At 41.2% G+C, this 26,245-nt stretch carries 23 protein-coding genes and 1 pseudogene; all 24 read left to right on the forward strand.

Annotation, left to right across the window (positions count from 1 at the left end):
* The first annotated feature begins 1 nt into the window (after window position 1).
* Window positions 2-907 carry a 1-phosphofructokinase gene (pfkB, locus tag CD00_RS0102315; RefSeq protein WP_026654433.1) on the forward strand — a complete coding sequence of 302 codons (906 nt, stop codon included), beginning with the start codon at window positions 2-4 and terminating at the stop codon, window positions 905-907.
* Between the two features lie 30 nt (window positions 908-937).
* The gene (locus tag CD00_RS0102320) at window positions 938-2,851 is read left to right on the forward strand and encodes a PTS fructose transporter subunit IIABC (protein ID WP_026654434.1); all 1,914 of its coding nucleotides are present in this window, start codon (window positions 938-940) and stop codon (window positions 2,849-2,851) included.
* A gap of 78 nt (window positions 2,852-2,929) precedes the next feature.
* Entirely contained in the window at window positions 2,930-3,193 is a 264-nt protein-coding gene (locus tag CD00_RS0102325; protein WP_026513795.1) for an HPr family phosphocarrier protein, read from the forward strand.
* 34 nt (window positions 3,194-3,227) lie between these two features.
* Window positions 3,228-4,932 (forward strand): annotated as a pseudogene (gene ptsP, locus CD00_RS16895) (phosphoenolpyruvate--protein phosphotransferase).
* Between the two features lie 840 nt (window positions 4,933-5,772).
* Complete coding sequence (locus CD00_RS0102335; protein ID WP_026654435.1) at window positions 5,773-6,762, forward strand: hypothetical protein; 990 nt, start codon at window positions 5,773-5,775, stop codon at window positions 6,760-6,762.
* Entirely contained in the window at window positions 6,752-7,459 is a 708-nt protein-coding gene (locus tag CD00_RS0102340; protein WP_026654436.1) for a metallophosphoesterase, read from the forward strand. The genes CD00_RS0102335 and CD00_RS0102340 overlap by 11 nt, the downstream gene beginning before the upstream one ends.
* Window positions 7,408-7,671, forward strand: coding sequence for a hypothetical protein (locus CD00_RS20340; protein ID WP_034461922.1), 264 nt, complete (start codon window positions 7,408-7,410; stop codon window positions 7,669-7,671). Before CD00_RS0102340 ends, CD00_RS20340 begins: the two co-directional genes overlap by 52 nt.
* The gene (locus CD00_RS0102345; protein WP_034461924.1) at window positions 7,664-9,109 is read left to right on the forward strand and encodes a DUF4116 domain-containing protein; all 1,446 of its coding nucleotides are present in this window, start codon (window positions 7,664-7,666) and stop codon (window positions 9,107-9,109) included. The genes CD00_RS20340 and CD00_RS0102345 overlap by 8 nt, the downstream gene beginning before the upstream one ends.
* Before the next feature lie 92 nt (window positions 9,110-9,201).
* Window positions 9,202-9,876 (forward strand): GNAT family N-acetyltransferase, encoded by a 675-nt coding sequence (locus CD00_RS19020; RefSeq protein ID WP_051594054.1) that lies wholly within the window; start codon window positions 9,202-9,204, stop codon window positions 9,874-9,876.
* A gap of 53 nt (window positions 9,877-9,929) precedes the next feature.
* On the forward strand, window positions 9,930-10,241 hold the full coding sequence (locus CD00_RS0102355) for a TIGR04076 family protein (RefSeq protein WP_026654438.1): 312 nt from the start codon (window positions 9,930-9,932) through the stop codon (window positions 10,239-10,241).
* Between the two features lie 12 nt (window positions 10,242-10,253).
* Window positions 10,254-10,838, forward strand: coding sequence for a DJ-1/PfpI family protein (locus CD00_RS0102360; protein ID WP_026654440.1), 585 nt, complete (start codon window positions 10,254-10,256; stop codon window positions 10,836-10,838).
* Window positions 10,839-10,956: 118 nt separating this feature from the next.
* Window positions 10,957-13,932, forward strand: coding sequence for a glycoside hydrolase family 2 TIM barrel-domain containing protein (locus CD00_RS0102365; RefSeq protein WP_034461926.1), 2,976 nt, complete (start codon window positions 10,957-10,959; stop codon window positions 13,930-13,932).
* A 104-nt stretch (window positions 13,933-14,036) separates the two neighbouring features.
* Window positions 14,037-14,405 (forward strand): GntR family transcriptional regulator, encoded by a 369-nt coding sequence (locus tag CD00_RS0102370; RefSeq protein ID WP_026654442.1) that lies wholly within the window; start codon window positions 14,037-14,039, stop codon window positions 14,403-14,405.
* Window positions 14,406-14,422: 17 nt separating this feature from the next.
* Entirely contained in the window at window positions 14,423-15,301 is an 879-nt protein-coding gene (locus CD00_RS0102375; protein ID WP_026654443.1) for an ABC transporter ATP-binding protein, read from the forward strand.
* 3 nt (window positions 15,302-15,304) lie between these two features.
* Window positions 15,305-15,958 carry a hypothetical protein gene (locus tag CD00_RS0102380; protein ID WP_026654444.1) on the forward strand — a complete coding sequence of 218 codons (654 nt, stop codon included), beginning with the start codon at window positions 15,305-15,307 and terminating at the stop codon, window positions 15,956-15,958.
* A 72-nt stretch (window positions 15,959-16,030) separates the two neighbouring features.
* Entirely contained in the window at window positions 16,031-16,621 is a 591-nt protein-coding gene (locus CD00_RS0102385; protein ID WP_207640437.1) for a hypothetical protein, read from the forward strand.
* 196 nt (window positions 16,622-16,817) lie between these two features.
* The gene (argH, locus tag CD00_RS0102390; protein ID WP_026654446.1) at window positions 16,818-18,203 is read left to right on the forward strand and encodes an argininosuccinate lyase; all 1,386 of its coding nucleotides are present in this window, start codon (window positions 16,818-16,820) and stop codon (window positions 18,201-18,203) included.
* 30 nt (window positions 18,204-18,233) lie between these two features.
* Entirely contained in the window at window positions 18,234-19,319 is a 1,086-nt protein-coding gene (asd, locus tag CD00_RS0102395) for an aspartate-semialdehyde dehydrogenase (RefSeq protein WP_026654448.1), read from the forward strand.
* Window positions 19,320-19,325: 6 nt separating this feature from the next.
* Window positions 19,326-20,702, forward strand: coding sequence for an ATP-binding protein (locus CD00_RS19025; protein ID WP_051594055.1), 1,377 nt, complete (start codon window positions 19,326-19,328; stop codon window positions 20,700-20,702).
* Window positions 20,695-22,848, forward strand: coding sequence for a DNA topoisomerase (locus CD00_RS16915; protein ID WP_051594056.1), 2,154 nt, complete (start codon window positions 20,695-20,697; stop codon window positions 22,846-22,848). Before CD00_RS19025 ends, CD00_RS16915 begins: the two co-directional genes overlap by 8 nt.
* Window positions 22,849-22,880: 32 nt before the next feature.
* The gene (locus CD00_RS0102410) at window positions 22,881-23,555 is read left to right on the forward strand and encodes a UDP-N-acetylglucosamine pyrophosphorylase (protein WP_026654449.1); all 675 of its coding nucleotides are present in this window, start codon (window positions 22,881-22,883) and stop codon (window positions 23,553-23,555) included.
* A gap of 186 nt (window positions 23,556-23,741) precedes the next feature.
* Window positions 23,742-24,434 (forward strand): iron-sulfur cluster assembly scaffold protein, encoded by a 693-nt coding sequence (locus CD00_RS0102415; protein ID WP_026513780.1) that lies wholly within the window; start codon window positions 23,742-23,744, stop codon window positions 24,432-24,434.
* Between the two features lie 22 nt (window positions 24,435-24,456).
* Window positions 24,457-25,476, forward strand: a complete 1,020-nt coding sequence (locus CD00_RS0102420) for a GGGtGRT protein (RefSeq protein ID WP_026654450.1) — start codon at window positions 24,457-24,459, stop codon at window positions 25,474-25,476.
* A gap of 154 nt (window positions 25,477-25,630) precedes the next feature.
* A complete protein-coding gene (locus tag CD00_RS16920; RefSeq protein ID WP_051199193.1) occupies window positions 25,631-26,203 on the forward strand; it encodes a VanZ family protein in 573 nt (190 codons plus the stop codon).
* Window positions 26,204-26,245 lie beyond the last annotated feature (42 nt).

Genomic DNA, 26,245 nt, shown 5'->3' on the forward strand with positions numbered 1-26,245 from the left:
GATGATTTATACGGTTACTTTTAACCCGGCGCTTGATTATGTAGTAAGAATGGACAAGGAATTGCTTCCCGGCATGACGAATCGTTCAACAAGTGAAGAGTACTACTATGGCGGGAAGGGCATAAATGTATCCATGGTATTGTCGGAACTTGGATTTAAGAGTACGGCTTTAGGATTTGTGGCAGGCTTCATAGGACGCGCCATCGATGAAGGCGTTAAGGCAGCAGGCATTGATACTGATTTTATCGAACTTAAGGAAGGAATCTCCCGTGTCAATGTCAAGATTAAGGCAGTAGCTGAAACAGAGATAAACGCTCAGGGACCGAAGATTGATGAAGAGTCGCAAAAAGAGCTTTTTGACAAGCTCTCGCACTTGAAAGAAGGCGATCTTCTTATCCTGGCGGGATCTATTCCAAGCTCGCTTCCTGATGATGTATATGAAAGGATTCTTTCTATGCTCGACGGAAAAGGAATAGAGTTTGTTGTTGATGCGACGAAGGATCTGCTCACAAATGTTCTTAAGTATCATCCGTTCCTTATTAAGCCAAACAATTTTGAACTTGGCGAGATCATAGGAAAGACACTTGAAACGGATGATGAGATATATGAAGGCGCGGTCAGTCTTCAGAAGATGGGAGCAAGAAATGTTCTTATCTCTATGGCGGGAGACGGAGCGATGCTGGTTGACGAAAACGGCTTGAAATATCGCATCGGAGTTCCGAAAGGAACAGTCAGAAATTCAGTCGGTGCGGGAGATTCTATGGTAGCAGGTTTTGTGGCAGGGTACTTAAAAACAAAAGACTACGAGACTGCACTAAAAATGGGAACGGCTGCAGGTTCTGCAACGGCATTTTCGGATGGCCTTGCAACAGCTGCAGATATAGAGAAGGTTTTTAAGGAACTTTAAACATGTAATTTGTTGTTTTAGGAGGGTATTATGAGAATTACAGAGTTTATCGATCCCAGGGGGATCAAGCTTCAGGTTAAATTGTCTGATCAGAATGAGGCAATAGACCAACTTATCGCACTTCATGAGTCAGTCGGAAATCTTAAGGATGTAGCAGGATTTAAGAAAGCTATCCTTGAACGTGAGTCTAAGGGCTCAACGGCAATCGGAAACGGAATCGCGGTTCCGCACGGCAAATCTGCATCTGTAAATAAGGCAGGACTTGTTGCAATCACATGTCCCAAGGGCGTGGATTACAAAGCACTCGACGGTAAGCCGAGCAATCTTTTGTTCATGATCGCTGCACCTGAAAATGGCGCAGATACACATCTCGAGGTACTTGCAAAGCTTATGGGAATGCTTATGGACACAGAGTTCTGCAAGAAACTTGTGGATGCCAAATCGGTTGACGAGTTCCTTAAACTTATTGATTCCAAGGAAACAGAAAAAGATGCTGAGAATGGAGCGGTTAAGTCTGAAGCACCTTCTAAAGCAGGGAAGAAGATCGTAGCGGTTACAGCTTGTCCTACAGGTATTGCACATACATTTATGGCTGCTGAGGCACTTGAGCTTAAAGCAAAAGAGCTCGGAATTACTTTCAGAGTTGAAAAAGACGGATCGGGCGGAGCAAAAGATCCTCTTACAGCAAAAGAGATCGCTGAGGCAGATGCGGTAATCGTTGCATGTGACAAAAATATAGATATGGGACAGTTTGACGGTAAGAAGGTAGTTATGGCATCAACGAAGGAAGCCATCCACGAACCCGAAAAGCTGTTTGAGAAAGTTGACAGCGCTTCCGTATATCATCACACGGGAGCAGTTACAAGAAAAGAAGACGCAGCAAATGAGTCGCTTGGCCGTAAGCTTTACAAGCATCTAATGAACGGCGTATCACATATGCTTCCGTTCGTTATAGGTGGCGGTATTCTTATAGCTATCGCATTTTTGCTTGATGATTATTCAATCGATCCCAGTAACTTTGGTACAAACACACCTATAGCCGCATGGTTTAAGAATATCGGCGGAGCAGCATTCGGATTCATGCTTCCGATACTTGCGGGATTTATCGCTATGTCAATTGCGGACAGACCGGGCCTTGCCGTTGGTTTTGTAGGTGGCTACCTTGCATCAACGGGCGCAACATTCGCAAATCCCGGTGGAGATATCCCTTCTGCATTCCTTGGAGCACTTGTTGCAGGTTTTGTATCGGGTTATCTGGTTCTCTGGCTTGAAAAGATATGTAACAAGCTTCCGCAGTCTCTTGAGGGAATAAAGCCTGTTCTTATATATCCTCTTGCGGGTATTACGATGATCGGTCTTGTTATGTGCGCTATCAATCCTATAGTCGGTGCGCTTAATAACTGGATTTCAGGCGTACTTACAGGAATGAGCAGCGGTTCAATCATCGCACTTGGCATTCTTCTTGGAGCTATGATGGCAACAGATATGGGAGGCCCTCTCAACAAGGCGGCATATGTATTTGGTACGGCAGCTCTTGCACAGCAGAATGAGACAGGATGGATGATCATGGCAGCAGTTATGGTAGGCGGTATGGTTCCTCCTATCGCGATCGCTCTTGCTACACTTATCTTCCCTAAGAAGTTTACAGTAGCAGAGAGAAAAGCAGGTCCCGTAAACTTTATCATGGGATTCTGTTTCATCACAGAGGGTGCTATTCCTTATGCGGCAGCAGATCCTATCCGTGTAATTCCTTCACTTATGGTTGGATCGGGTGTTGCCGGAGCTCTTTCAATGGCATTTAAGTGCACACTTATGGCACCTCACGGCGGAATCTTTGTATTCCCTGTAGTAGGAAACTGGGCACTTTATCTTGTTGCACTTGCAGCAGGTGCGGTTGTAAGCTGCCTTATGCTTGGTGTATTGAAAAAGACAGTTGAAGAATAAAAAATCATATGATGTAGGTGTTGGAAAATATTTTTTGGCACCTGCATCATAATTCATACAAAAAGGAGAAAAAGTGTAATGGTTTCAAAAACAGTAAAGATCGTAAATGAACAGGGAATGCATATGCGTCCTGCGACAGTTTTCAGTCAGGCTATGATGCATTTCTCATCAGAAGTAAATCTTTGCGTTAACGGTTCAAAGTATGACGGGAAGAGCGTCATGATGCTTATGGCGGCATGCATCAAGTGTGGCGCCGAAGTTGAGGTTACCTGCGACGGTCCTGATGAAGAGGAAGCACTTGCAAAAGCGGTTGAGCTTATTGAGAGCGGTCTCGGAGATTGAAGCAAAGGAAATCTTTTACGGGAGGTCATTATCTATGTATAAAGGCATAGAAGCATCAAGAGGAATAGGCATTGGCAGTATCTGTCTTATAACAGATTATGATCTGTCATTTGAAGCTAAACATATTGAAGATACAGAAGCAGAAAAAAAACAGACTTGGAGCGGCTGTGGAGGCTTTAAAAGTTAAAACATCCGCTATGGCCGATAATATAAGGAAAACTATCGGGGCCAAAGAAGCTGAGATTATGGAAGGTCATATAGCAATGATCGCCGATCCCGCTATGTCGGGTGAGATGAACAAGATGATCGATGCGGGACAGTGCGCCGAGGCAGCAGTCACTGCTGTGTGCGATATGTTCATAGGTATGTTTTCCAAAATGGAAGATGATATGATGCGCCAGCGTGCATCTGATATTTCCGATGTGAAAACAGGTCTTTTGAAAGAACTTCTTGGAATAGAAGATGTTGATATAAGCAAAGTGCCGCAGGGTACTGTGCTTGTTGCTCATGACCTTACTCCTTCAATGACTTCACAGATAGTTAAAGAGAATGTTGTAGGCATTATCACGGAAGTTGGCGGAAAGACTTCGCACTCCGCTATTCTTGCAAGGGCGCTTGAGATTCCTGCCGTTCTTTCGGTTCCCGGTATAACGGAACAGGTAAAAGATAAAGATACCGCCGTCGTCGATGGCACAGAAGGCGTTGTATATATTAATCCCGACGGGGAGATAGTTTCAAAATATGTTATCAAGAGGGAAGAATTTATACGCGCGCAGGCTGAACTTGAGAGTTTCAGGGGGAAAGAAACTCTTACGGCTGACGGCATGAAGGTAGAGCTTTTCTGCAATATAGGTACGCCTAAGGATGCAAAGAAGGCTATAGAATGCGACGGGGAAGGTATAGGTCTTTTCCGCTCGGAATTTTTGTTCATGGACAAGTCTCATCTTCCTTCCGAGGATGAACAGTTTGAAGCATACAAAGAAGCGATTGAGATCATGAACGGTAAGACGGTTATCATCCGTACTCTTGATATAGGTGGAGATAAAGAGATTCCGTATCTGGGACTTGAGAAAGAGGACAATCCTTTCCTTGGATACAGGGCGGTGCGCTATTGTCTTGCAAATCCGGAAATTTATAAGACGCAGCTTCGCGGAATCCTTCGCGCAAGTGCATTTGGTAAGGCAAAGATCATGGTTCCGCTTGTTACCTGTGTCGATGAGATCCGTGCAGTGAAGGCGCTTGTTGAAGAGTGCAAGAAAGAGCTTTCTTCTGAGAATATTGCTTTTGATGAGAAGATAGAAGTCGGATGCATGGTCGAGACGGCGGCAGCTTCGCTCATAGCCGATATGCTCGCAAAAGAAGCGGATTTCTTTTCAATAGGAACAAACGACCTTACGCAGTATACGATGAGTGTCGACCGCGGAAATGCAAAGGTTGCATATCTTTATTCCGCATTCCAGCCGGCTGTGCTGCGTTCGGTCAAGAATATAATCGAAGCGGGAAGGGCTGCGGGAATTCCTGTCGGAATGTGCGGCGAGGCGGCAGCAGATCCGCTGATGATACCGCTCCTTATCTCCTTCGGGCTCGATGAGTACAGCGTGAACTCAGTACTTGTACTGACCGCGCGCAGCATCATCTCGAAGTGGTCAAAGGCCGATGCGGATGCTTTGGCTAAGGAAGTGCTTGCGCTTTCTACGGAGGCTGAAGTTGTGGCGGCGCTTAAGGCAGCGGCAAGATGAAGACGTTAAAGAGAATGTGTTTAAGCAGAGAATGCCGCTTCTGAATTATAGAAGGTATTTAAGTAGAGAACATTTCTCGATTGTAGAGACGGTATTTGATAAAGGGTATTTAAGAGATATATTTACGGAGAGAAAAGTGACTAAAAACAGCAGAAGATGCTGATTTAGTCACTTTTTTAGCTCTATTTTTAAGATCTTTTGTGTGAAGAGTGACTAAATGAAGAACTTTGGAGCAATTTAGTCACTTTTTTCTGCTTTATTCAGGAATTTTTTGTGTGAAGAGTGACTAAATGAAGAACTTTGAAACGATTTAGTCACTTTTTCTGTTTTCTATAAGAATTCGGGCGGAACAAAGATTTGGAGCTGTTGAATAGTGGCAGAACAACAATGATAGAGTCTGCCACTATTCAACAGCTAATGAAAGAGGTAGTTTATTTTACAAGAAGTAGCAGAACGATAATACTAAAATGAACTTCCTATATAGCAGCATGATGCCACTTGCATACAGCAAATTCTGGATGATGATGCTAATGACCATGCGTTGGCGTAGAATGCATATGATTAAGTAAAATAAGAATGATATTATGATAAAATAATAGCGAATATTAGTGTTCTTTCTATGAAGTGGTGATACAGAATATGAAGAAAAGCCAGATTCTTTTCGTGTTTGTTGCCATATTAACTAAAGCATGTTGCAAGATACATTTTTAACATAATTGAGTCACATACATCTAATTTGAAAAACAATGGAATAAGGTAATTTAATGATATTAGGAGCTTTTGTGCAAGGGCTCTTTTTTGGAATCAAGTGATATGTCATATAGTAGGAGGCTTTTTACTATGCTAACTATTTGGGATGTTGTTAATGAGAAAAGTGAAAATAAGTATAATCGGCAAAGAGCTCGAAAACTTGTTAGTAAGTTATGCTTGGTGCAAAAAGGAAGGGATTTTATAAAGAATGAAGAAATAACATCCGCGTTATTGAAAGATATCTATTGTGATTATCGTAAAGAGAATGCTTTTCGTTTTAATGATTGTGATATCGTTCAAAAGAAATTTGCAAAATATGTTATAAGCGGATTGGACGCTTTTCAAAACAAGTATGGGGAAATTCCATCGAATAGATATGTTAGCAAAGCAGGATGGAATAGAATAATCTCGGAAAGTGATGATTATAAAAGTAAGTATTATGATGTATCTTTTGTTTATGAATTTTATTTGATCAATGATACGTTATGGCTTTTTGAGGGAAATACAGGTCCCTATAATCTTGATGATGAGTTTGTTATGTCGCTTATCGTTATGTATATTATCTGCAAACATGATAATGATTTTGAGCCAGAACGTCTTGGAATTTATTCTTTGTATGATCAGGAAGAAAAGGTATTAGATGTATCTGCTATAAATGATGCTACTTTTAAAAGCGTTGCTGAAAAATATATTGGTTATTCCTTTGATACAGCGGTATCATATGAGAACGCTGAGGGAGAAAATACAGATAGAGTAAAAGAGTTAGCGGAGCATTTTGATATTTACGGAAATAATAAATGTGTATGGCCATATTCAGAAGAGAAAGAGGATAAAGCCAAGACTATAAGTACTTATTATTATGGCTTGTTTGCAGAGTTACGGGACAATGAGGATAGTTATGTCAAGGAAGTTGAGATATCACAGAGTTATTCTACTGATTTGATAAAGGTTGAAAAGAATTTACCTGCGGAACTAAATAAGTATGTTCACGAAGAGGCTTTTTTCAAAAGCACAGTTAGTTGGATTATGCGCGATTTATTATATAACAGATATTCATTTAGAATGGCATTTGAAAGATGATGATAGGTTATCATCACTACAAGATATAGTAAGTTCGATTATGCCTTCGGATTTAAAAAATAGAATTAAAAATAATAAAGGTGATTATTTGGTTGTATTTGGTGGAGATATCGCAAATACGCTTGATTTATCTACTCGTTTTTATACATTGTTTGTTGATTCATGCAAGAAGCTTAATAAGAATAGTCATGTTCCCATATTCGCAGTTATGGGAAATCACGAGTATTCAGAATTTGATATGATAGATGAGGCTGATTTGGCGTATAGAAGAATGTTTGAATCTATAGGTATCACGCTATTAACAAACGAATATAAAGTCGTGAAACTTGGAGATTTGCGAAAGGATAATATTATGTTGGTTGGAGGGACCGGCTTTGCAAAGTATGAAGAATACTATAATTGCGAGCATATAATTGGACCTCGTTCGTTATCTAGAAAAGAGGAAATACACCAGTCAGAGATTTTTTTATCAGTATATGAAAGGGCATTGAATAATCCTATTACGGCTGGGGCGCCTATCATAGTTCTAACGCATTATCCGTTACATTGTTGGATGCCGGATTATAAGAAAAGTATGAAAAAAATTGCCTGTATTTTAATGGGCACAATCATAGAAATGAGCTTTATGTTAAAGATGGATACCATTTGTATGCAAATAACCAAGTTGGATATAAAGAAAAGGCAAAAATTGTATTAAAGAAAGTTCTTAACGGCACTGTTGCCAATCCGTTTATTCAATATGGAGATGGAGCATATGAGATTACTCCAGATAGGTATATTTTATTCTTACAGTATTGTGGAGAAGGATCAGACAGTGTATCTTTAATAAAAAAAACAGCTCAAGAAGAACCAGGCAAAGTTCTATATGATAAAGAAGAGCGGGTTTTATGGTTTTTTTATTATGGATGAAAATAATGGTGCATATATATGCTATGGTTCGAAATGCAAAAAAATTAGCCATTGTTCAGATATACAGTATTTTTATCAGAATTTTACGGTTGTTGTCTATAGGTATATGTTATCGTTACTGCCTTATAGAGCTGCGGAAGAGAAGATATCCGCGGCTGTAAAACGTTTGGGATTAGATGGAACAATACATGGAGCGATAATCGATTTAGATTTTTATAATCATATCATGCTAAATCCTGATGGAACAATTACAATTTATTATTCACCTTATTTTGGAATGGTTAAAGAATATGACTCGTTTGAAGGATATCTTTCTACTACTGAAAATAAGAAGGCTTTAAGCACTTATAAACAAGAAAAAGAGGAATGTCTTAAGCCTTTAGCTATTTACAATGGAATATCTGAAGATAAAGAAATAAATTCCGTTGATACGTCAGAATATAGCTTATATGGACTTTCAAGAAAAATAAAGAATATTGAACGACTATTTACCAACAATGTTCTTAGAGATTGGAATGAGTCTTTTATAGAGTATAAAAGCATAGAGCAGGTAAAAAAGATTAAAAGAACTGTTTTCCCGAAGAAACTTGATGTAAATGCATGTTTGGGTGAGAAGAAATATGCTTCGCGTATGGAAGAGGCTATTAATCAATTAAATGATGATGTTGCATATAGAGATGGCAATACTGATCTTGGAACATGCCTGTGGGCAGTTGCGGGAAATTCGAAATTATTAAGCATCGTACCGGAAAAATTTAGAACCCCTGAAGTATGCATGGCAGGCATAAGGATTGATCTTTTTGAGTCTGCGATATTAAATACGCCTTGTGATTCATGGAAAAAATGGAGTGATTACTCGGATGAGGTAGTTCTTGATTATCTGAACTTGATTCCGAGAGAGAACTGGAAGACCATAATATGTTCTGAGGACTATTGGGAAACTATTTTGTGCTATATCCGAAAAGGCTTACTCTTTTTATCAATTCCTAAAGAATACATCGGAACTTTTGTTATAAACGAAACGCTACCTGATTGTTTTAAGTATCTGGATAAGTCGCAAATAACACAGGAAGTATATGAAAAAATGGGATTGTATGAGCCAGAGATAGTTCCTGAAGAATATAGAACAAGTAGGTATTATGCAAATACTGTTCGATTGTCATTAAAAAATTTAAAAGAAGTTCCAGAAAGTTATCTTAATGAAGAAGTATACTTGGCAGCTATAAGTAAAAATCGAAGTTATTTTAAGAAAGTACCTGCTGAAATAGTCAGTGATGAGTTTATTATAAAAGCAATTAAAGAGAACTGGCATGTTATCAAAGAAATACAGGATGATATGATTACACCAAGCATAATAAAGGCTGTAGAAAATAGAAGTGATTACGAGTTTGAAGCAGAGATGAAAAAATGGATTAATGCTCATGAAGCAGAAGTGTGATTGCTAAAGTGATTCTAGATAGGATGAAGAGGCTTTTTTGAGTGCTATAAAAGAATTGAAATTATACGAGTAAAGTAAAAGGGGATTGACGTGTGGATTTAACTACAATTGAAAATTTGAATATAGACCGCGTGATCAAGCGCGGGACGGCACAGATAATCGAAAGGGCAGATGATGCGATATTGCTTAAGGATACTATGAGCAAGGCATTGATGTTGGCTTGTGATGATGTCGCAAAAGGGATTGAAATCTTAGAGCGGAATAACGGAGAAGCGAAGCCGCTTATAATGATATCCAACGCGGAACTTGGCCATATGGTTGCTGAGAAATTTGCCTATGAAAATGTTATGGAATGCTATCAGTTGGCATACTTATCGAAAGAGCCACCTAAAGCGGATGATGTGCTCGAATACAAAACGGCAACAATGGAAGATTTTCCTCTTATTTCAAGAGAGTATGGCCTTGTGAGTGAAGAAGAGCTGAAAGAGCTTATTGAGCGTGGTAATATCGTTATGGGGTATGAGAACAGTAGTCCTGTCGGATTTATAGGAGAGCACATGGAAGGTAGTGTTGGACTCTTACAGGTGTTACAGGAACACAGAAGAAAGGGGTACGGCACAGTTCTTGAGATAGAGATGATACGAAGAACTCTCGAAAAGGGGTATATTCCTTTCGGACAAGTTGTCGTTGGCAACACAGCATCACTTGAACTTCAGAAAAAACTTGGCTTAACCAAGTCTGAAGGAACAATATTCTGGATGTGGTAACGAGAGAGAAAGTTTTCAGGTATATGTGGTAACGGAGGAGAAATTTTTTAGGTTTGAGAGTAAAAATTACTGTGATCAGGAAAGAGTTTTACGGGGATCTTGCCGAAGAGTATTTAGTAGATGGAAAAGAAGCAGGCGCATGTCCTGTGCTTGAAGTTGGAAATGAGTTTTATTATGAAGGCGGAGCTGTAATGCCGGAAGGTTTTTGCCCTGTTGCATGGCTTGATATTTATTCTTCGTTATGTGCTTTGATGAGTGGAAATAATATAATCAGCGATTGGTATAAGAATCCCAAAACAAAGGTTTTATGCTGCACAGACGGTACAAGGCCTGTAGTTTTCAAGCTGGAACAAGTTACAGATTGACAGGAGCGAAAGATGAAAATATTACTGTTTTGTTGTAAGGGCTTTGAAATGCTTGAGTTCGCACCGTTTTACGATGTGGCAGGCTGGGCAAAGAGCGAGTATGGATATGATGTTGAGCTTGAAACATGCGGATTTGAACGTGAGGTTTCAAGCGCATTCTGGGGAACGCAGATAAAAGTTGATAAGCTGATAAACGAGATTGATGTAAGTGATTATGATGCGCTCGCAATTCCGGGCGGGGATCATAATTACGGTTTTTTTGAAGAAGCTTATGATGAGAGATTTCTTGAACTTATCCGTAAGTTCAATGATAGCAAGAAAACCATCGCGAGCGTTTGCGTAGGTGCGCTTCCTATAGGAAGGAGTGGCGCGCTTGCAGGAAGAAAAGGCACAACATATCATCTGTGCGATGCTTACAGGCAGAAGGAACTTGCAGGATTCGATGTAAATGTGATAAATGAACCTGTCGTGATCGACGACAATATCATAACATCGTACTGCCCGCAGACTGCTCCGCAGGTTGCTTTTGAGCTGCTTGAAAGACTTATCGGAGAAGAGAAGACAAACGTCATAAAATCCGGGATGGGATATATCTGAGAGAATAAAGAGTCGCATCCATAGCGTGTCAGCACAATTAAGGTCGAAAAAAAGTTATACTTAGTGTATGATTAAATGATCGACGAATTACGTTTTTTGGATAAAAGGAGACAAGTGTATGAAGAGACTCTTTAACGATGGCTGGAAGTTTTGGAAGTCTGAATATGGCACCGGATATGAGACTGCAGTAAAGAGTGCGGAGAAGTTTTCGGATGTCTTGATTCCGCATGACTGGATGATTGAGGATCCTCATAATCTGTACAGCACCAACACCGGATGGTACTGCAACAAGTTTGAAGTTGCGGAGCCGGATAAAAAGATATTTCTTATTTTTGACGGCATCTACATGGACAGCATCGTGTACATAAACGGACAGGAAGCCGGAGAGTGGAAGAATGGATATACGCAGTTTGTGCTTGATGTCTCCGATTATGTGAAAAAAGGCGAGAATGATATATATGTAGGTGTTAGATGCAGGTATCCAAGCTCCAGATGGTACTCTGGCGCCGGTATTTACAGAAATATATGGATAGATGAGCTTAATGACACATATATACCCGAGAACGGTGTTTATGTCCATTCTGAGAGAGCGGGAGATGCTTTCAAGTTCACGATACAGACTGAGATTATTGGGGAAGATACTGAAAGAGCGGAAATCTCTTGCAAACTTAGAGATGGTCAAGATAAAGAAGTTTCACTGACCGAATCTAAAAAAGCGGATGCTGAAAATAAATCGGATGCACCGGATGAACAGAGAAGTTTGGTCGGTGTTAAAGAGACCTCTTTTACCATAAATAATCCTAAATTATGGAGTCCGGAGAATCCTAATCTTTATAAGCTCGAGGTGGCTTTATCGGTAGACGGAATGCTTATTCAGGAAAAAGAGATCAATATCGGTTTTAAGGATCTTAAGTTAGATCCCTCGGAAGGCTTTTTTGTAAACAGAGAGCATACCAAGCTTCAGGGTGTTTGCATACACCACGATCTGGGCGCTCTCGGAGTTGCTTTTAATAAAAATGCGATGAGAAGACGACTATGCCAATTTAAGGAACTTGGTGTAAATGCGATCAGGCTTACGCACAATGTATATGCTCCGGAACTTCTTGATCTTGCGGACGAGATGGGCTTTTTTGTCATTTCGGAAGCATTTGATATGTGGGAGAAAGCAAAGACCGAGTACGACTATGCACAGTTCTGGGAAGAGTGGCATGAGAAAGATGCGGAGAGCTGGGTAAAGCGCGACAGAAACCATGTGAGTGTTCTCATGTGGAGTATCGGAAATGAAATATATGACACTCATGCGTCAGAGCGCGGTATGGAGATAACAAAAGAGCTCAGAGGGCTCGTCAGAAAATTTGATCCTTTAAAGAATGCCCTTGTTACATCGGGTTCTAATTATATGCCGTGGGAAAACGCCCAGAAATGTGCAGATGAGCTGGAAGTTGTAGGCTATAACTATGCAGAGAGACTGTATGAGAAACATCACGAGAAGCATCCCGACTGGATAATATACGGAAGTGAGACTTGTTCTCTGGTTCAGAGCAGAAACGTATATCATTTCCCGCTTGGTGAAAAGATATTGATGGATACGGATCTTCAGTGCTCGTCTCTTGGAAACAGTACGACCGGCTGGGGGGCTGAGAGCTTTGAGTATGCAATCTGCAATGACAGGGATATAAAGTACTCACTTGGTCAGTTTGTCTGGACGGGTTATGACTATATCGGCGAGCCTACGCCTTATCAGACCAAGAATTCATACTTTGGACTTGTTGATACTGCGGGATTTAACAAGGATGCTTATTATGTATGGAAATCGGCGTGGGTGAGCTGTGATAAGAATCCTTTTGTACATGTATTTCCGTACTGGGATTTTAACGAAGGTCAGCGCATTGATGTCAGGGTGGCGAGCAATTGCTGCAAGGTGGAGCTGTTTTTAAACGGAAAGAGCCTTGGCGCACAGGAACTTAGCAATAAACCCGGAAGCGGAAATCATATCATGGCTGATTACAGTGTGATATATGAAATGGGAACGCTTGAAGCAGTGGCATATGATGAGGTGGGCAACATAATCGCAAGGGATGAAAGGAAATCCTTCGGAGATGTTTCTTCGCTCAAAATAAAGGCAGATGCGGAGAATACATTCGGCGATCTTGTTTTTGCGGAGATAAGTGCTTTTGACGCTGACGGCAATCCTGTAGAAAATGCAAATAATTATGTGCATGTTTCTGTAAAGGGCGGAAAGCTGATTGGGCTTGATAACGGTGACAGTACCGATTATGACAGATACCAATCCGATACCGGAAGACTTTTTGGCGGAAAACTTCTTGCGATTGTAAAGGCAGACAAGGAAGGCGCGCCTGTTAAGGTTGATGCAGAGCTTTCGCAAAAGACAGATATCAGGGCTATCAAGCTCTTTTCCGAAAGGGGACAGAAATTAAGTCCTGATGTGAAGACAACTGTTGTTACGGCTAAGATCTTCCCTGCAAGTGCATCTGCGCAGGATCTTAAATTCAGGGTGCTCAACAGAAAAGGAAAAGAAACAAAGCTTGCAACAGTAAGCGTGGAAGGCAATAGAGCAGAAATCACGGCAGTTTCGGACGGCTGTTTTAAACTGAGGTGCGAAGCTTACAACGGCGCTGATTCGGCGAAAGTAGTCTCGGAGCTTGATTTTACGGCTGAAGGAATCGGAGATTTTGTCGCAGACGGCACCGAAAAAGAGCTTAGGACTTATACGGAAATAATCGCACCGGATGCAGATTCAATCTATGGCGACAGCTTCCTTAGGTTAAATGATATTGTTCAGGGCATCGGAAACAATGTCACCGTGGGATTTGGCGTTCTTGATTTCGGAGACGAAGGAGCAACCTGCATTGATATAACCGGAAGAGCCATAAAGGGTGCCAATACAATACATCTTCGTTTCTATGATGAAGAGAGCGGAAATGAAGAGCGGGAAATACTTGAGTTTCCAAAGAGTCCCGATTATATGACAAAAACTTTTTCTATAGGAAAAAGAACCGGAAAATGGGATGTGTCGTTTATCTTTTTGCCGGGAAGTTATTTCGACTTCAGGTCGTTCATTTTTGGCAAATAATGCAGATAGAGGGAAAAGATATGTCACTTGATATATCTTTTCTTTTGTGATAAGGTCACTTACATAAGTAATCAACTATACAACCTGAAAGGAGAGTGGACTGCGTGCTGGATAATCTGGGCGAAGAGAAATCAATCTACTTGCAGATAAGCGAGATGGTAGAGGATGAAATATTGCGTGGAATATTAGGCGAGGAAGAACAGGTTCCGAGTACAACAGAGTTGTCCAAGTTTTATAAAATCAATCCGGCAACCGCGGCGAAGGGAATCAATATTCTGGTAGATAAGAAGGTTCTTTATAAGAAGAGAGGAATCGGTATGTTTGTTCAGACCGGTGCCAAAGACATGATAATGGAAGAGAGAAGAAATAACTTCTACGAAACCTTTGTAAAAAAGATAATAAATGAAGCGAAGCTTATCGGAATAGACAAGGAAGAGCTCAAGAAGATGATAGACGGAAGTAATGGAACCTGATAAATAAGGAGACGGTAATGGGAGTTTTAGCGGGTAAGAATATAGTAAAAAAATACGGAAAAGAAACCGTTTTGAAAAATATTGATATCAATTTGGAAACAGGTAAGATCTATGGCCTTATTGGTCGAAACGGCGCGGGAAAAACTACTCTTTTATCCATACTGACTGCGCAGAATCCGGCTACGGAAGGCACTGTAACTTTGGACGGAGAAGCTGTATGGGAGAATGAGAAGGCATTGTCACGAATTTGTTATTCCAGAGAGATTTCGCAGGTTACAATGCTTGGAACGAATAATCTTAAGGTAAAAGATTATATTGCTACCGCAAAGGCTTTTTATGCGAACTGGGATGAAGAATATGCAAAGGAACTTATAAAACTCTTTAAGATCGATCCGGGCAAAAGGATAAGAGGGCTGTCAAAGGGAATGCTGTCGGTAGTTACGATAATTGTGGCACTTGCAAGTAAAGCGGAGATAACAATCCTTGATGAGCCTGTTGCGGGACTTGATATTGTGGCAAGAGAGCAGTTCTATAATCTTGTCATTGATGAATACGCAAATACGGGAAGGACCTTTATAATAAGCACTCATATCATTGAGGAGGCGGCTTCGTTATTTGAGAGAGTTATCATTATTGATGGCGGAGAAATCAAATTTGAGGAAAATACAGAGGATCTTCTTGCGAGAGCATATCGCGTGAGCGGATCTGCGGAGGCGGTTGATAAGGCGGTAAGCGGATACAAAGTATATAACACTGAGACAATTGGAGGGTTCAAGGTAGCTATATTGCTGGCAGAAGAGCCCGGTATTGACTTTGGGGAAGAGGTTCATATAGAGCCCGTTTCACTTCAAAATCTTTTCTATGCTATGTGTATGAGCGCGGAAAAGGGGGCTTAATGTATGAGTAATCTTTTTAAAAGAACTGCAAAATACTATTTTAGGCAGGGAATAAAACTATTTTCTTATATGTCACTCGGGGTACTCGCGGTAGCAGTAATGTGGACTGTTACGCTACTGGGAGAAGGAGATGACTGGAGCAGGAGACTGTTTTTAATGCTTCTTGAATTTTTTGAATTTATCATGCCGTATGCTGCTTTTATGTTTTCATTATATGCAGCTACATTGAACGATGGTATCGTATTGTCTATGGGTGCAAGAAGAAAAGATATTTTCATTGGCAATCTGATAAAACAGGGCACGTACGCATTGTGTAATGCATTGGTATATTTATTGCTTGCTTTGCCGGTGTGGGAGCAAGGACGCATTAAGCATGTGCTTTTTGTAATTGCAATGTCGCTTGCGGCGGGAGCGTCGGGATACTTTTTCGGATATAAGGTTGATAAATACAATAATGCCGTTGCGGCTGTTGTTGCAATAGTTTATATGCTTCTTTATGTACTTATCAGGTATTCTTTTGTGATTATAGACGTCGGTTTTTCAGCTTATGCATTTGAGAATAACGTGGTTATATATGCGCTTGGAGCACTGCTGATATTTGCCGGCATGGAAGTGCTGATATATAGGGCAAATAAGTACAGTTCGGTTGTTACGTGACAGGGGGGAATATGCTTAGAGATTTCAAGACAGTTATATGCCTAAAAAAAAACTAATATATTATTGAATATTGTGATGGTAACATTCGGAATATTGCTGGTTATCTTTGCTGCGAGATTACTGAGAGATGAGGAGTTTTTTTATCTGCAATGGGGATTTTTGACGGCTTCAATTGTGGCTGTCTGCATGTGCGTAAAATGGTGTATGTCGGCAACAGAAGTTCCGAGAGGATTGAGCTTTGGTATTACCAGATATAAGCTTTTTATCTGGAGCAGGGTGTGGGATTTTCTGGAACTTGTTATTATTATCTTTCCGGTCGTTTTTTGTTTAAAAGACGGATTTTATCCGTGTTTTAAGCTTGTGATAATTCTTTTTGGATTTGCTATGTGGCTTGAGGGACTGGCCGGAAACAGCGTAATACGGTTTGGAATGTTGGCATTTTGGTCGTATTACGTTACGATTATTGCCGCATTTGTGCTCACGGCAAGGGTTGTATTATCTGATTCGGTTGCACATTATATGGGAAATGGCTTTTTTGGCGTATTATTATCAACCGGATCCGACCGGTTGCAGGTTTGGGCAGGAATTATGGCGTTCGTTGCGGCCGGTCTTTTGATAAACTGGCTTACATTCAGAAAGATTGAAGTGATATTTATTTCATAGATCCTGCGTACAATATTGGCTTATATGACTGTAAAATGTCCGCGTATTGCGGACATTTGTTTTTTTATACAATAAAACAACTTAAACCAATTAAGATTTGAGCAATATTATACATTGTTTTTGAAAGTCTCTTATGTTAAGTTGTGATTATAATTTTTTGTACTTTACTATGAAAAAGTGGGAAGGATAAATAAATATGGCACAGCTTTGGGGAGGCAGATTCACCGGCAGTATCAATGAACTGGCTTGGAATTTTAATGCATCCATCAGTTTTGACAAGAGATTTTTGGAACAGGATGTAAGAGGCAGCAAGGCACATGCAACTATGCTTGCCAAGCAAAACATCATTTCAGAAGAAGAGAAGAAGCTCATAACTGAGGGACTTGATTCTATATTAGAGGACGTTAAGTCCGGGAAACTTGAAATTACCGGCAAATATGAGGATATTCACAGTTTCCTCGAGGCTAATCTTATAGACAGGGTCGGAGACGCAGGAAAAAAGGTCCACACGGGACGAAGCAGAAACGATCAGGTCGCTCTTGATATGAGACTTTATGCGAGAGGCGAAGTTGAGCACATGGCAGATCTTTTGAACAATATGCTCGTTACGCTTCTTGATATTATGAAAGCGAACACCGAGACTTATATGCCGGGGTTTACGCATCTTCAGAAAGCACAACCCGTTACACTTGCACACCATGTAGGTGCATATTTTGAAATGTTTAAAAGAGACCTTCTCAGGATGAAGGATATAAGAGAGAGGATGAACTATTGTCCGCTCGGAGCCGGAGCGCTTGCGGGAACGACATATCCGCTTGACAGAGATTATACGGCGCAGCTCCTTGATTTCTACGGACCTACATTAAACAGCATGGATTCCGTATCGGACAGAGATTATCTTATTGAGTTCCTTGCAGCTCTTTCAACTGTAATGATGCATCTTTCGAGATTTAGCGAAGAGATCATCATCTGGAACTCAAATGAATACAGATTTGTGGACATTGATGATGCATATTCTACAGGAAGCAGCATCATGCCGCAGAAGAAAAACCCTGATATCGCGGAGCTTGTAAGAGGTAAGACCGGAAGAGTTTACGGAGACCTTACGTCGCTTCTTACAACAATGAAGGGAATTCCGCTTGCATACAACAAGGATATGCAGGAGGACAAAGAGGCTGCGTTTGATGCCATCGATACGGTTTCCAATTGCCTGACTCTTTTTACCGATATGTTAAGGACGCTTAAGTTCAACAAAGAGAACATGGAAAAGAGTGCGATGATGGGCTTTACAAATGCCACTGATGCGGCAGATTACCTTGTTGTTAAGGGTATGCCTTTCAGAGATGCACATTCCGTTATCGGAAGACTTGTTCTTTATTGTATAGACAAGAAGTGTGCGATAGACGATCTTAAGATAGATGAACTTAAGAGCTTTTCGGAGCTTTTTGACGAGGACATCTATGATGCGATCAGTCTTGAAACTTGTGTAAACAAGAGGCTTACGGTCGGAGCACCGAGCCCTGTTGTAATGAAAAAAGTAATTGATGTTAATGAAGCTTTTTTAAAAGAATTTAAGCTTTAATATATTTTAGGAGAATCTTAGGAGGACATTATGAGCGAGAAATTGAAGGTTGCAGTACTTGGCGGAACAGGAATGGTAGGACAGAGATTTATTGATATTATCAAGGATCATCCCTGGTTTGAGGTCACAACAATTGCTGCAAGCCCCAGAAGTGCAGGACAGACATACGAAGAGGCTGTAGGAAACAGATGGAAGATGGACGGACCTATTCCTGATTCTGTCAAGAATATCGTTATCAAGGACGTTACTGATGTAAAGGGCGTTTCAGAGGACGTTGACTTTGTTCTTTCAGCAGTAAACATGTCAAAGGACGAGATCAAGGCTATCGAGGAAGAGTATGCTAAGACAGAGACTCCTGTAGTTTCTAACAACAGCGCACACAGATGGACTCCCGATGTTCCTATGATCATCCCTGAGATCAACCCTGAGCATATGGATGTTATCGAATTCCAGAAAAAGAGACTCGGAACAACAAAGGGATTCATCGCAGTTAAGCCCAACTGCTCAATCCAGAGCTACACACCCGCTCTTACAGCTTGGAAGGAGTTCGAGCCTTATGAGGTAGTTGCTACAACATACCAGGCTATTTCAGGAGCAGGAAAGAACTTTGATGAGTGGCCGGAGATGGTTGGAAATGTTATTCCTTTCATCTCAGGTGAGGAAGAAAAGTCAGAGAAAGAGCCCCTCAGAATCTGGGGTAAGGTTGAGAACGGTGTTATTGTTCCTGCCGATGATGTTAAGATCACATGCCAGTGCATCAGAATTCCTGTACTTTACGGACATACAGCAGCTGCTTTTGTTAAGTTCAAGAAGAATCCTACAAAGGAACAGCTTATCGAGAAGCTTGAGAAATTCTCAGGACTTCCTCAGCAGCTTAATCTTCCCAGCGCTCCCAAGCAGTTTATTCAGTATATGCAGGAAGATAACAGACCTCAGATCACACTTGACGTTAACTATGAGAACGGCATGGGTGTAAGCATCGGACGTATCCGTGAGGATTCTGTTTATGATTGGAAGTTTGTAGGTCTTTCACACAATACACTTCGCGGCGCTGCAGGCGGAGCGGTTGAGTGTGCAGAACTCTTGAAGGCAAGTGGATATATTAACAAAAAGTGATAGGTTATGGAAGAACAGAGGCAGGATGATTTAAATTTTTTAAACAGATACTATGAGAGTGGTTTGTCCAATATTCTTGTTGTCTACGGACACAGGAATATTGAACAGGACTCCTTCCTTTTGAAATTCATGGAAAACAGGAAGAGCTTTTTCTATTCGGCGCGCTCTGCGTCGTCCGGAGAACAGCTCAGACTGTGGACCGAGGAATTAAAAAATGATGGAATATCTGCGGGAAAAATAGAAAGTTATTACGATCTGTTTAGTGCCTGTGCGGATTCCGTGGGAAGAGCTCCTGTTGTTTTTGTGATCAGAAATTTTGAGAACATATTAAAGACAGACGCGGCGTTCATGGATCAGCTGACCGGTTATCTTGAAAAGAACGGCAAATTCAAGCAGGTTCTTGTTCTTCTTGTGAGTTACGATGTCAACTGGGTTGAGAACAGTATGGTGGCAAGTCTTGGTAATCTTGCGGCAAATATCGCAGGATTTAGGAAAATCAAGCCGCTTCCGTTTTCTGCACTCAGGTCTTTTTATCCCAATATGTCTTATAAGGATGCTGTGCTGACTTATTCGGTACTTGGCGGACAGACGGGACTTTGGAGATATTTTGACGATACACTTTCATTTAAAGAGAATGTTTGTAAGAATATTTTGAACAAGGATTCTTTTCTCCGCAGCGAAGCAATAAGGCTTACGTCAGAGAACCTCAGGGAAACTGCGGTCTATCACACGATTCTTTCCGTGATGGCACGCGGTATCAATAAGCTCAATGATATTTATCATGAGACCGGGTTCTCAAGAGCAAAGATTTCTGTTTACCTCAAGACTTTGATAAATCATGATTTTGCTTATAAGGCATATTCATTCGGAAATGTAGGAAGGGAAAATGTTGTAAAGGGAGTGTACAAGATAGCCGATCCTCTCATAGATTTTTACTTCAGGTTTATCTTCCCGAATGAAAGTAATCTTATACGGATGCCTGCCGAAAGATTTTATGATATATTTATATCTGCAGGAATTCAAAATTATGCTACGGAACATTTTAAGTCCGTTTGCCGCGAGTATATCTTGCACTGTGAGGAGAGAGGTCTTTTTCCTTTTGAGATCGAAGACGAAGGAGAATGGCTTGGTAAAGAGGGAAACCTCGATATTATCGTCCAGAGCGATGTGGGAGATACGGCAATCGGAATGTGCTGTTGGCAGAGACAGGCTACACATGATGACCTATTAGGCATAGAGTCCTGCGCAAAAAAAGCAAGACTTGAGGGAGATTATTACTATCTCTTTTCAACTGTGGGATTCGATGCGTGGTTGCAGGATGCGGCCATGAAGCCCGATAGTAAGATACGGTTGATTGGGATAGACGAACTTACGAATGGCTAAACAGGTTTATATAGCGGAAAAACCGAGTGTTGCCCAGGCTTTTGCCTCGGCGATGAAAATAAATTTTACCAGGAGAGATGGTTATCTTGAGTCAGATACCGCCATTGTTACATGGTGTGTCGGACACTTGGTAACCATGAGCTATCCTGAGGTCTATGACGAAAAATACAAAAGGTGGTCTTTGGACACACTTCCATTTATTCCGGAAACTTTTAAATATGAGGTTATCGGAAATGTCTCAAAACAATTCAAGATTGTAAAAGAACTGCTGAACAGAGAAGATGTAGACACGATATATATCTGTACCGACTCGGGACGAGAGGGTGAATATATATATCGTCTTGTTGATATGCAGGCAAATGTAAAAGATAAGAAGCGAAAGAGAGTATGGATCGATTCCCAGACGGAAGACGAGATCATGCGCGGAATCAGGGAAGCGAAGGATGACAGCGAGTACGATAATCTCGGAGCATCCGCGTTTCTTAGGGCAAAAGAGGATTATCTTATGGGTATCAATTTCTCGAGAGCCCTTACCTTGAAATATGCGTATTCTATCAAGAATTATCTCAATATAGATAAGTGCGTAGTATCCGTGGGACGTGTAATGACCTGTGTTTTGGGCATTGTCGTCGAAAGGGAGAGGGAGATAAGAGAATTCGTTAAGACTCCTTTTTACCGCGTTATTTCAAAGGTTGATATTGCGGGTAAAAAATGCGATGCGGAGTGGAGAGTAACTGATGACTCCAAGTATAACGGCTCTTTTGACCTGTACAGTGAGAAAGGCTTTAAGACCGAAGAAGGTGCGAATAAGCTGATCGCATCGCTTGGAGAGACTCCCGTCAGTGCGTCCGTACTTAAATGTGAGAAGAAAAAAGAAGCCAAGAATCCGCCTCTTTTGTATAATCTTGCGGAGCTTCAGAATGATTGCTCGCGATTCTTTAAGATAAGTCCGGATGAAACGCTTGCGGTTGCACAGGAGCTTTACGAGAAGAAGCTTACGACTTATCCGAGAACGGATGCCAGAGTTATGTCATCGGCTATCGCAAAGGTGATCGATAAGAATATCAACGGGCTTTCTGCATATGCTCCGTGTGCGATATTTGCAAAGTCGATATTGCAGCATGAGGCGTATAAAGGTATTGAGAAGACAAGGTATGTAAACGACAAGGCAATCACCGACCACTATGCGATTATTCCTACGGGACAGGGACTTTCGGCGCTTCAGGGGCTGAGTCCTACATCAGCCAAGGTTTATGAGATAATAGTAAGGAGGTTCTTGGCTGTCTTTTATCCGCCTGCGAATTATCAGAAGGTTGCGCTTGAACTTGCGATGGACAATAAGGAAGAAGAGGGCAAAAGAGAACATTTTTTTGCAAACTTCAAGATCCTTACGCAAAAGGGTTATCTTCACGTGATGGATTATTCTTTTTTCAAGGATAAAGATAAGAATAAAAAAGCGGATGATGACAAAGAAAATGAAGGTGAGGATGAGACAGTAACCGATGAGGAACTCTTTGAACATCTTCAAAAGCTTAAGAAGAACGATGTTTTAAGCGCTGAATCTTTTGAGCTTAAAGAGGGTGAGACGACTCCGCCCAAGAGATATAACTCGGGTACGATGATCCTTACGATGGAGAATGCGGGACAGTTTATCGAGGATGAGGAGCTCAGAGCACAGATAAAGGGTTCGGGAATCGGAACGAGTGCTACGAGAGCAGGTATTCTTACAAAGCTTGTCAATATAAAGTATCTTAATCTTAATAAGAAGACACAGATAATAACACCGACGCAGCTCGGAGAGATGATATACGAGACGGTTGCATGTTCCATGAAGCCGATGCTCAATCCCGCGCTTACCGCAAGCTGGGAGAAGGGACTTACCGGCGTTGCGGAAGGCAGTATTTCCGAAAAAGAATATATGGATAAGCTTGATGATTTTGTCAGCAAGAGGACGAATCTTGTAAAGCAAAATGATTACAGAAGGTTGCTACTTTCAAGGTTTGACTATGTTTCGACCAATTATAAAAAGGCTGAGACAAAGAAAAGTTCAGCCAAGAAGACTACTAAAAAGAAGGCGGCAAAAGAGGCTACAGCAAAAGAAACTACGGTAGAAGGCTCAAACGAAGCATCAGCCCGTAATGAATAATTATATAAAAAACATGGTAACGGAGGCGTAAAATGGAAGAATTTAAGATTTCTAATATGTATGATCTTAATGAGACAATTGCGGCAGATTATATGAAGACTAAGGAGTATCCGTGGGAACTTCTTGCAGGGATCAAGGACTATATCATAGAGCTTGGAAATAAGCTTCCCGCAGATAAGTTTGAGAAGCGCGGCGAGAATGTATGGGTCGCAAAGAGTGCAAAGGTGTTTGATTCTGCTTATATCGGCGGACCCTGCATCATCGATGAGGATGCGGAAGTAAGACAGTGTGCATTCATAAGAGGAAGCGCAATTGTCGGAAAAGGTGCGGTTGTAGGAAATTCTACCGAGCTTAAAAACGTTATTCTCTTTAACAAAGTTCAGGTTCCTCATTACAACTATGTCGGAGATTCTATTCTTGGCTTTAAGTCTCACATGGGAGCAGGTTCGATCACATCAAACGTAAAGAGCGACAAAAAGCTCATCGTTGTAAAGAACGGTGCGGACGATAAGGTCGAGACAGGCCTTAAGAAGATGGGAGCAATGCTTGGGGATAATGTTGAAGTCGGATGTAATTCCGTTCTTAATCCGGGAACGGTTATCGGCAGATGGTGTAATGTTTATCCGCTTTCATCGGTAAGGGGATGCATTCCTGCGCATCATATCTTTAAAGATAAGGATCATATCGTTAAGAAGATTGAAGAATAAATATTCCGTTAAAAATATAACATTGGCATTGAAATATACATGAATTTATGCCAAAATAAGTTTTGGCGGATTGTTGTTCGCCGTCTCTGGCCGTGCCCGGCAAGCACATTTTTAATGGTCAGTCTAAATTACAGGTAGTTAGTAAGTAATGGTTCATTACTTTACAATATGAAAGGAGATTTTCACATGATTTACTCAACAGAGGTAAAGAATATGTGTCCCGTAACACAAGGGGTACATCATGGTGCTGCGCCTATTCCTGAAGAGGCTAAGTGGGTTCAGTCCAAAGAGATTAAGGACATTTCCGGCTATACACACGGTATTGGTTGGTGTGCACCTCAGCAGGGTTGCTGCAAGCTTTCACTTAACGTTAAGGAAGGTATCATTCAGGAGGCACTCGTAGAGACAATCGGATGCTCAGGAATGACACATTCAGCAGCTATGGCATCTGAGATTCTTCCCGGACTTACAGTTCTCGAAGCTCTTAACACAGACCTTGTTTGTGATGCTATCAATACTGCTATGAGAGAGCTCTTCCTTCAGATCGTATACGGAAGAACTCAGTCTGCATTCTCAGAGGACGGACTTCAGATCGGTGCAGGTCTTGAGGATCTTGGTAAGGGTACACGTTCAATGGTTGGTACAACTTACGGAACACTTGACAAAGGACCTCGTTATCTTGAGCTTACTGATGGTTACATCACAGAGGTTGCTCTTGATGAGAACGACGAGATTATCGGATACAAGTATGTTAACTTCGGCAAGATGATGGACTTCATCAAAGCCGGTGATGACGCTAACACAGCAATGGAGAAGGCTAAGGGTCAGTACGGACGTGTTGCTGATGCTGCCAGATTCATTGATCCCAGAAAAGAGTAATTAAGGTAAGGAGGAATTTAAAATGGCTTTATTTGAATCATATGAAAGAAGAGAGCCCCAGATCCTGGCTTGCCTTAAGGAGTATGGGATTTCTTCAATAGAAGAGTGTAAAGATATTACAATGGCTGCAGGCATCGATGTTTACAACCTTATCGAGGGCATTCAGCCTATCTGCTTTGAAAACGCTAAGTGGGCTTACACAGTAGGTGCCGCTATCGCAATCAAGAAGGGATGCCGCAAGGCTTCTGAGGCTGCTGCTGCAATCGGTATCGGTCTTCAGGCTTTCTGTATTCCCGGATCAGTTGCTGACCGCCGTAAGGTAGGTCTTGGACACGGTAACCTTGGAAAGATGCTTCTTGAAGAGGATACAGAGTGCTTCGCATTCCTTGCAGGCCACGAGTCATTCGCTGCTGCTGAGGGTGCTATCGGTATCGCTGAGAAGGCTAACAAGGTTCGTCAGAAACCTCTCAGAGTTATTCTTAACGGTCTTGGAAAAGACGCAGCTCAGATCATTTCTCGTATCAACGGTTTCACATATGTTGAGACTCAGTACGATTACTACACAGGCGAGGTAAAGGAAGTATTCAGAAAGTGCTATTCTAAGGATGCAAATTCACCTCGTGCAAAGGTTAACTGCTACGGCGCTAACGACGTACAGGAAGGTGTTGCTATCATGTGGAAGGAGAACGTTGACGTATCTATCACAGGTAACTCAACAAATCCTACAAGATTCCAGCACCCTGTTGCAGGAACATACAAGAAGGAGCGTACAGAGGCCGGTAAGAAGTACTTCTCAGTTGCTTCAGGCGGCGGTACAGGACGTACACTTCACCCTGATAACATGGCAGCAGGCCCTGCTTCTTATGGTATGACAGATACTATGGGACGTATGCACTCAGACGCTCAGTTCGCAGGATCTTCATCAGTTCCCGCTCACGTTGAGATGATGGGTCTTATCGGCGCAGGTAACAACCCGATGGTTGGTATGACTGTTTCTACAGCCGTTTCTATCGAAGAGGCTGCTAAAGCGGGTAAATTTTAAGATTCCGATATAGTTGATAACAAGGTCGGTTCTGTTTCACACAGAACCGACTTTTTCTTTGCGAAACCCAGTCTTTTTTTGACTTTGCGGCGCTTCAGTGTTATTATTTTCGCATGTCATAGGCTCTTTTAATGGCTTGAAAGGAAAGTTTTATATGATTCAGATTACTTACATGGGGATGTTTGCTTTTATTACTATATGCTGGATCGTTGCAAGATTAATATGTGCCAGAGTTAATAAAAGTGTTAATATAAAAAATGAATTGAAACTTTTGACTGTATATGCCTGTATCGTTGTTATTGCAAGATATGTATATTTTCCGTTTCAGCTTGAAAACGGTCATATAACTCCTGTTATTTTTGACATTCATAAGGCATATCCGTTTAAATGCAATTTCAAGATGTTTCTTTTTCTGGAGCAGAAATATGCAGGTTATAAGATAAACATATTGGGAAATATTGCGATGTTTGTACCTGTGGGGATTGTGTTGCCTTTCTGCTTTAAGAATCTAAATAATATAATAAAAGTTACTTTGATTGGATTATGTTGTACGCTTTTTATTGAGATATCCCAGCTGCCTTTATATCAAAGACGCACCGATATCGACGATGTGCTGCTTAATACAATAGGAGTGTTTATCGGAGCTTTGGTGTATTTTGAAGCAAGAGCGGTATATGAATTTATTAAAGAAGACAGAAAAGACTCTAAGATGATCGCTGAAAACTGATCGTTGGAGAGTAGTTTTTACAAAATAAGAAACGCCTGCAAA

The organism is Butyrivibrio sp. AE3003, assembly GCF_000686065.1.
Lineage (GTDB): Bacteria > Bacillota > Clostridia > Lachnospirales > Lachnospiraceae > Butyrivibrio > Butyrivibrio hungatei_A.

Coding starts and splice junctions, on each gene's coding strand:
- CD00_RS19025 (WP_051594055.1), top strand. CDS start 19,326: ATGGAAGAACAGAGGCAGGATGATTTAAATTTTTTAAACAGATACTAT.
- CD00_RS0102360 (WP_026654440.1), top strand. CDS start 10,254: ATGAAAATATTACTGTTTTGTTGTAAGGGCTTTGAAATGCTTGAGTTC.
- CD00_RS0102375 (WP_026654443.1), top strand. CDS start 14,423: ATGGGAGTTTTAGCGGGTAAGAATATAGTAAAAAAATACGGAAAAGAA.
- CD00_RS0102365 (WP_034461926.1), top strand. CDS start 10,957: ATGAAGAGACTCTTTAACGATGGCTGGAAGTTTTGGAAGTCTGAATAT.
- CD00_RS0102380 (WP_026654444.1), top strand. CDS start 15,305: ATGAGTAATCTTTTTAAAAGAACTGCAAAATACTATTTTAGGCAGGGA.
- CD00_RS0102420 (WP_026654450.1), top strand. CDS start 24,457: ATGGCTTTATTTGAATCATATGAAAGAAGAGAGCCCCAGATCCTGGCT.
- CD00_RS0102335 (WP_026654435.1), top strand. CDS start 5,773: ATGCTAACTATTTGGGATGTTGTTAATGAGAAAAGTGAAAATAAGTAT.
- CD00_RS0102320 (WP_026654434.1), top strand. CDS start 938: ATGAGAATTACAGAGTTTATCGATCCCAGGGGGATCAAGCTTCAGGTT.
- CD00_RS0102325 (WP_026513795.1), top strand. CDS start 2,930: ATGGTTTCAAAAACAGTAAAGATCGTAAATGAACAGGGAATGCATATG.
- argH (WP_026654446.1), top strand. CDS start 16,818: ATGGCACAGCTTTGGGGAGGCAGATTCACCGGCAGTATCAATGAACTG.
- CD00_RS0102410 (WP_026654449.1), top strand. CDS start 22,881: ATGGAAGAATTTAAGATTTCTAATATGTATGATCTTAATGAGACAATT.
- CD00_RS0102345 (WP_034461924.1), top strand. CDS start 7,664: ATGGATGAAAATAATGGTGCATATATATGCTATGGTTCGAAATGCAAA.
- CD00_RS16915 (WP_051594056.1), top strand. CDS start 20,695: ATGGCTAAACAGGTTTATATAGCGGAAAAACCGAGTGTTGCCCAGGCT.
- pfkB (WP_026654433.1), top strand. CDS start 2: ATGATTTATACGGTTACTTTTAACCCGGCGCTTGATTATGTAGTAAGA.
- asd (WP_026654448.1), top strand. CDS start 18,234: ATGAGCGAGAAATTGAAGGTTGCAGTACTTGGCGGAACAGGAATGGTA.
- CD00_RS16920 (WP_051199193.1), top strand. CDS start 25,631: ATGATTCAGATTACTTACATGGGGATGTTTGCTTTTATTACTATATGC.
- CD00_RS0102415 (WP_026513780.1), top strand. CDS start 23,742: ATGATTTACTCAACAGAGGTAAAGAATATGTGTCCCGTAACACAAGGG.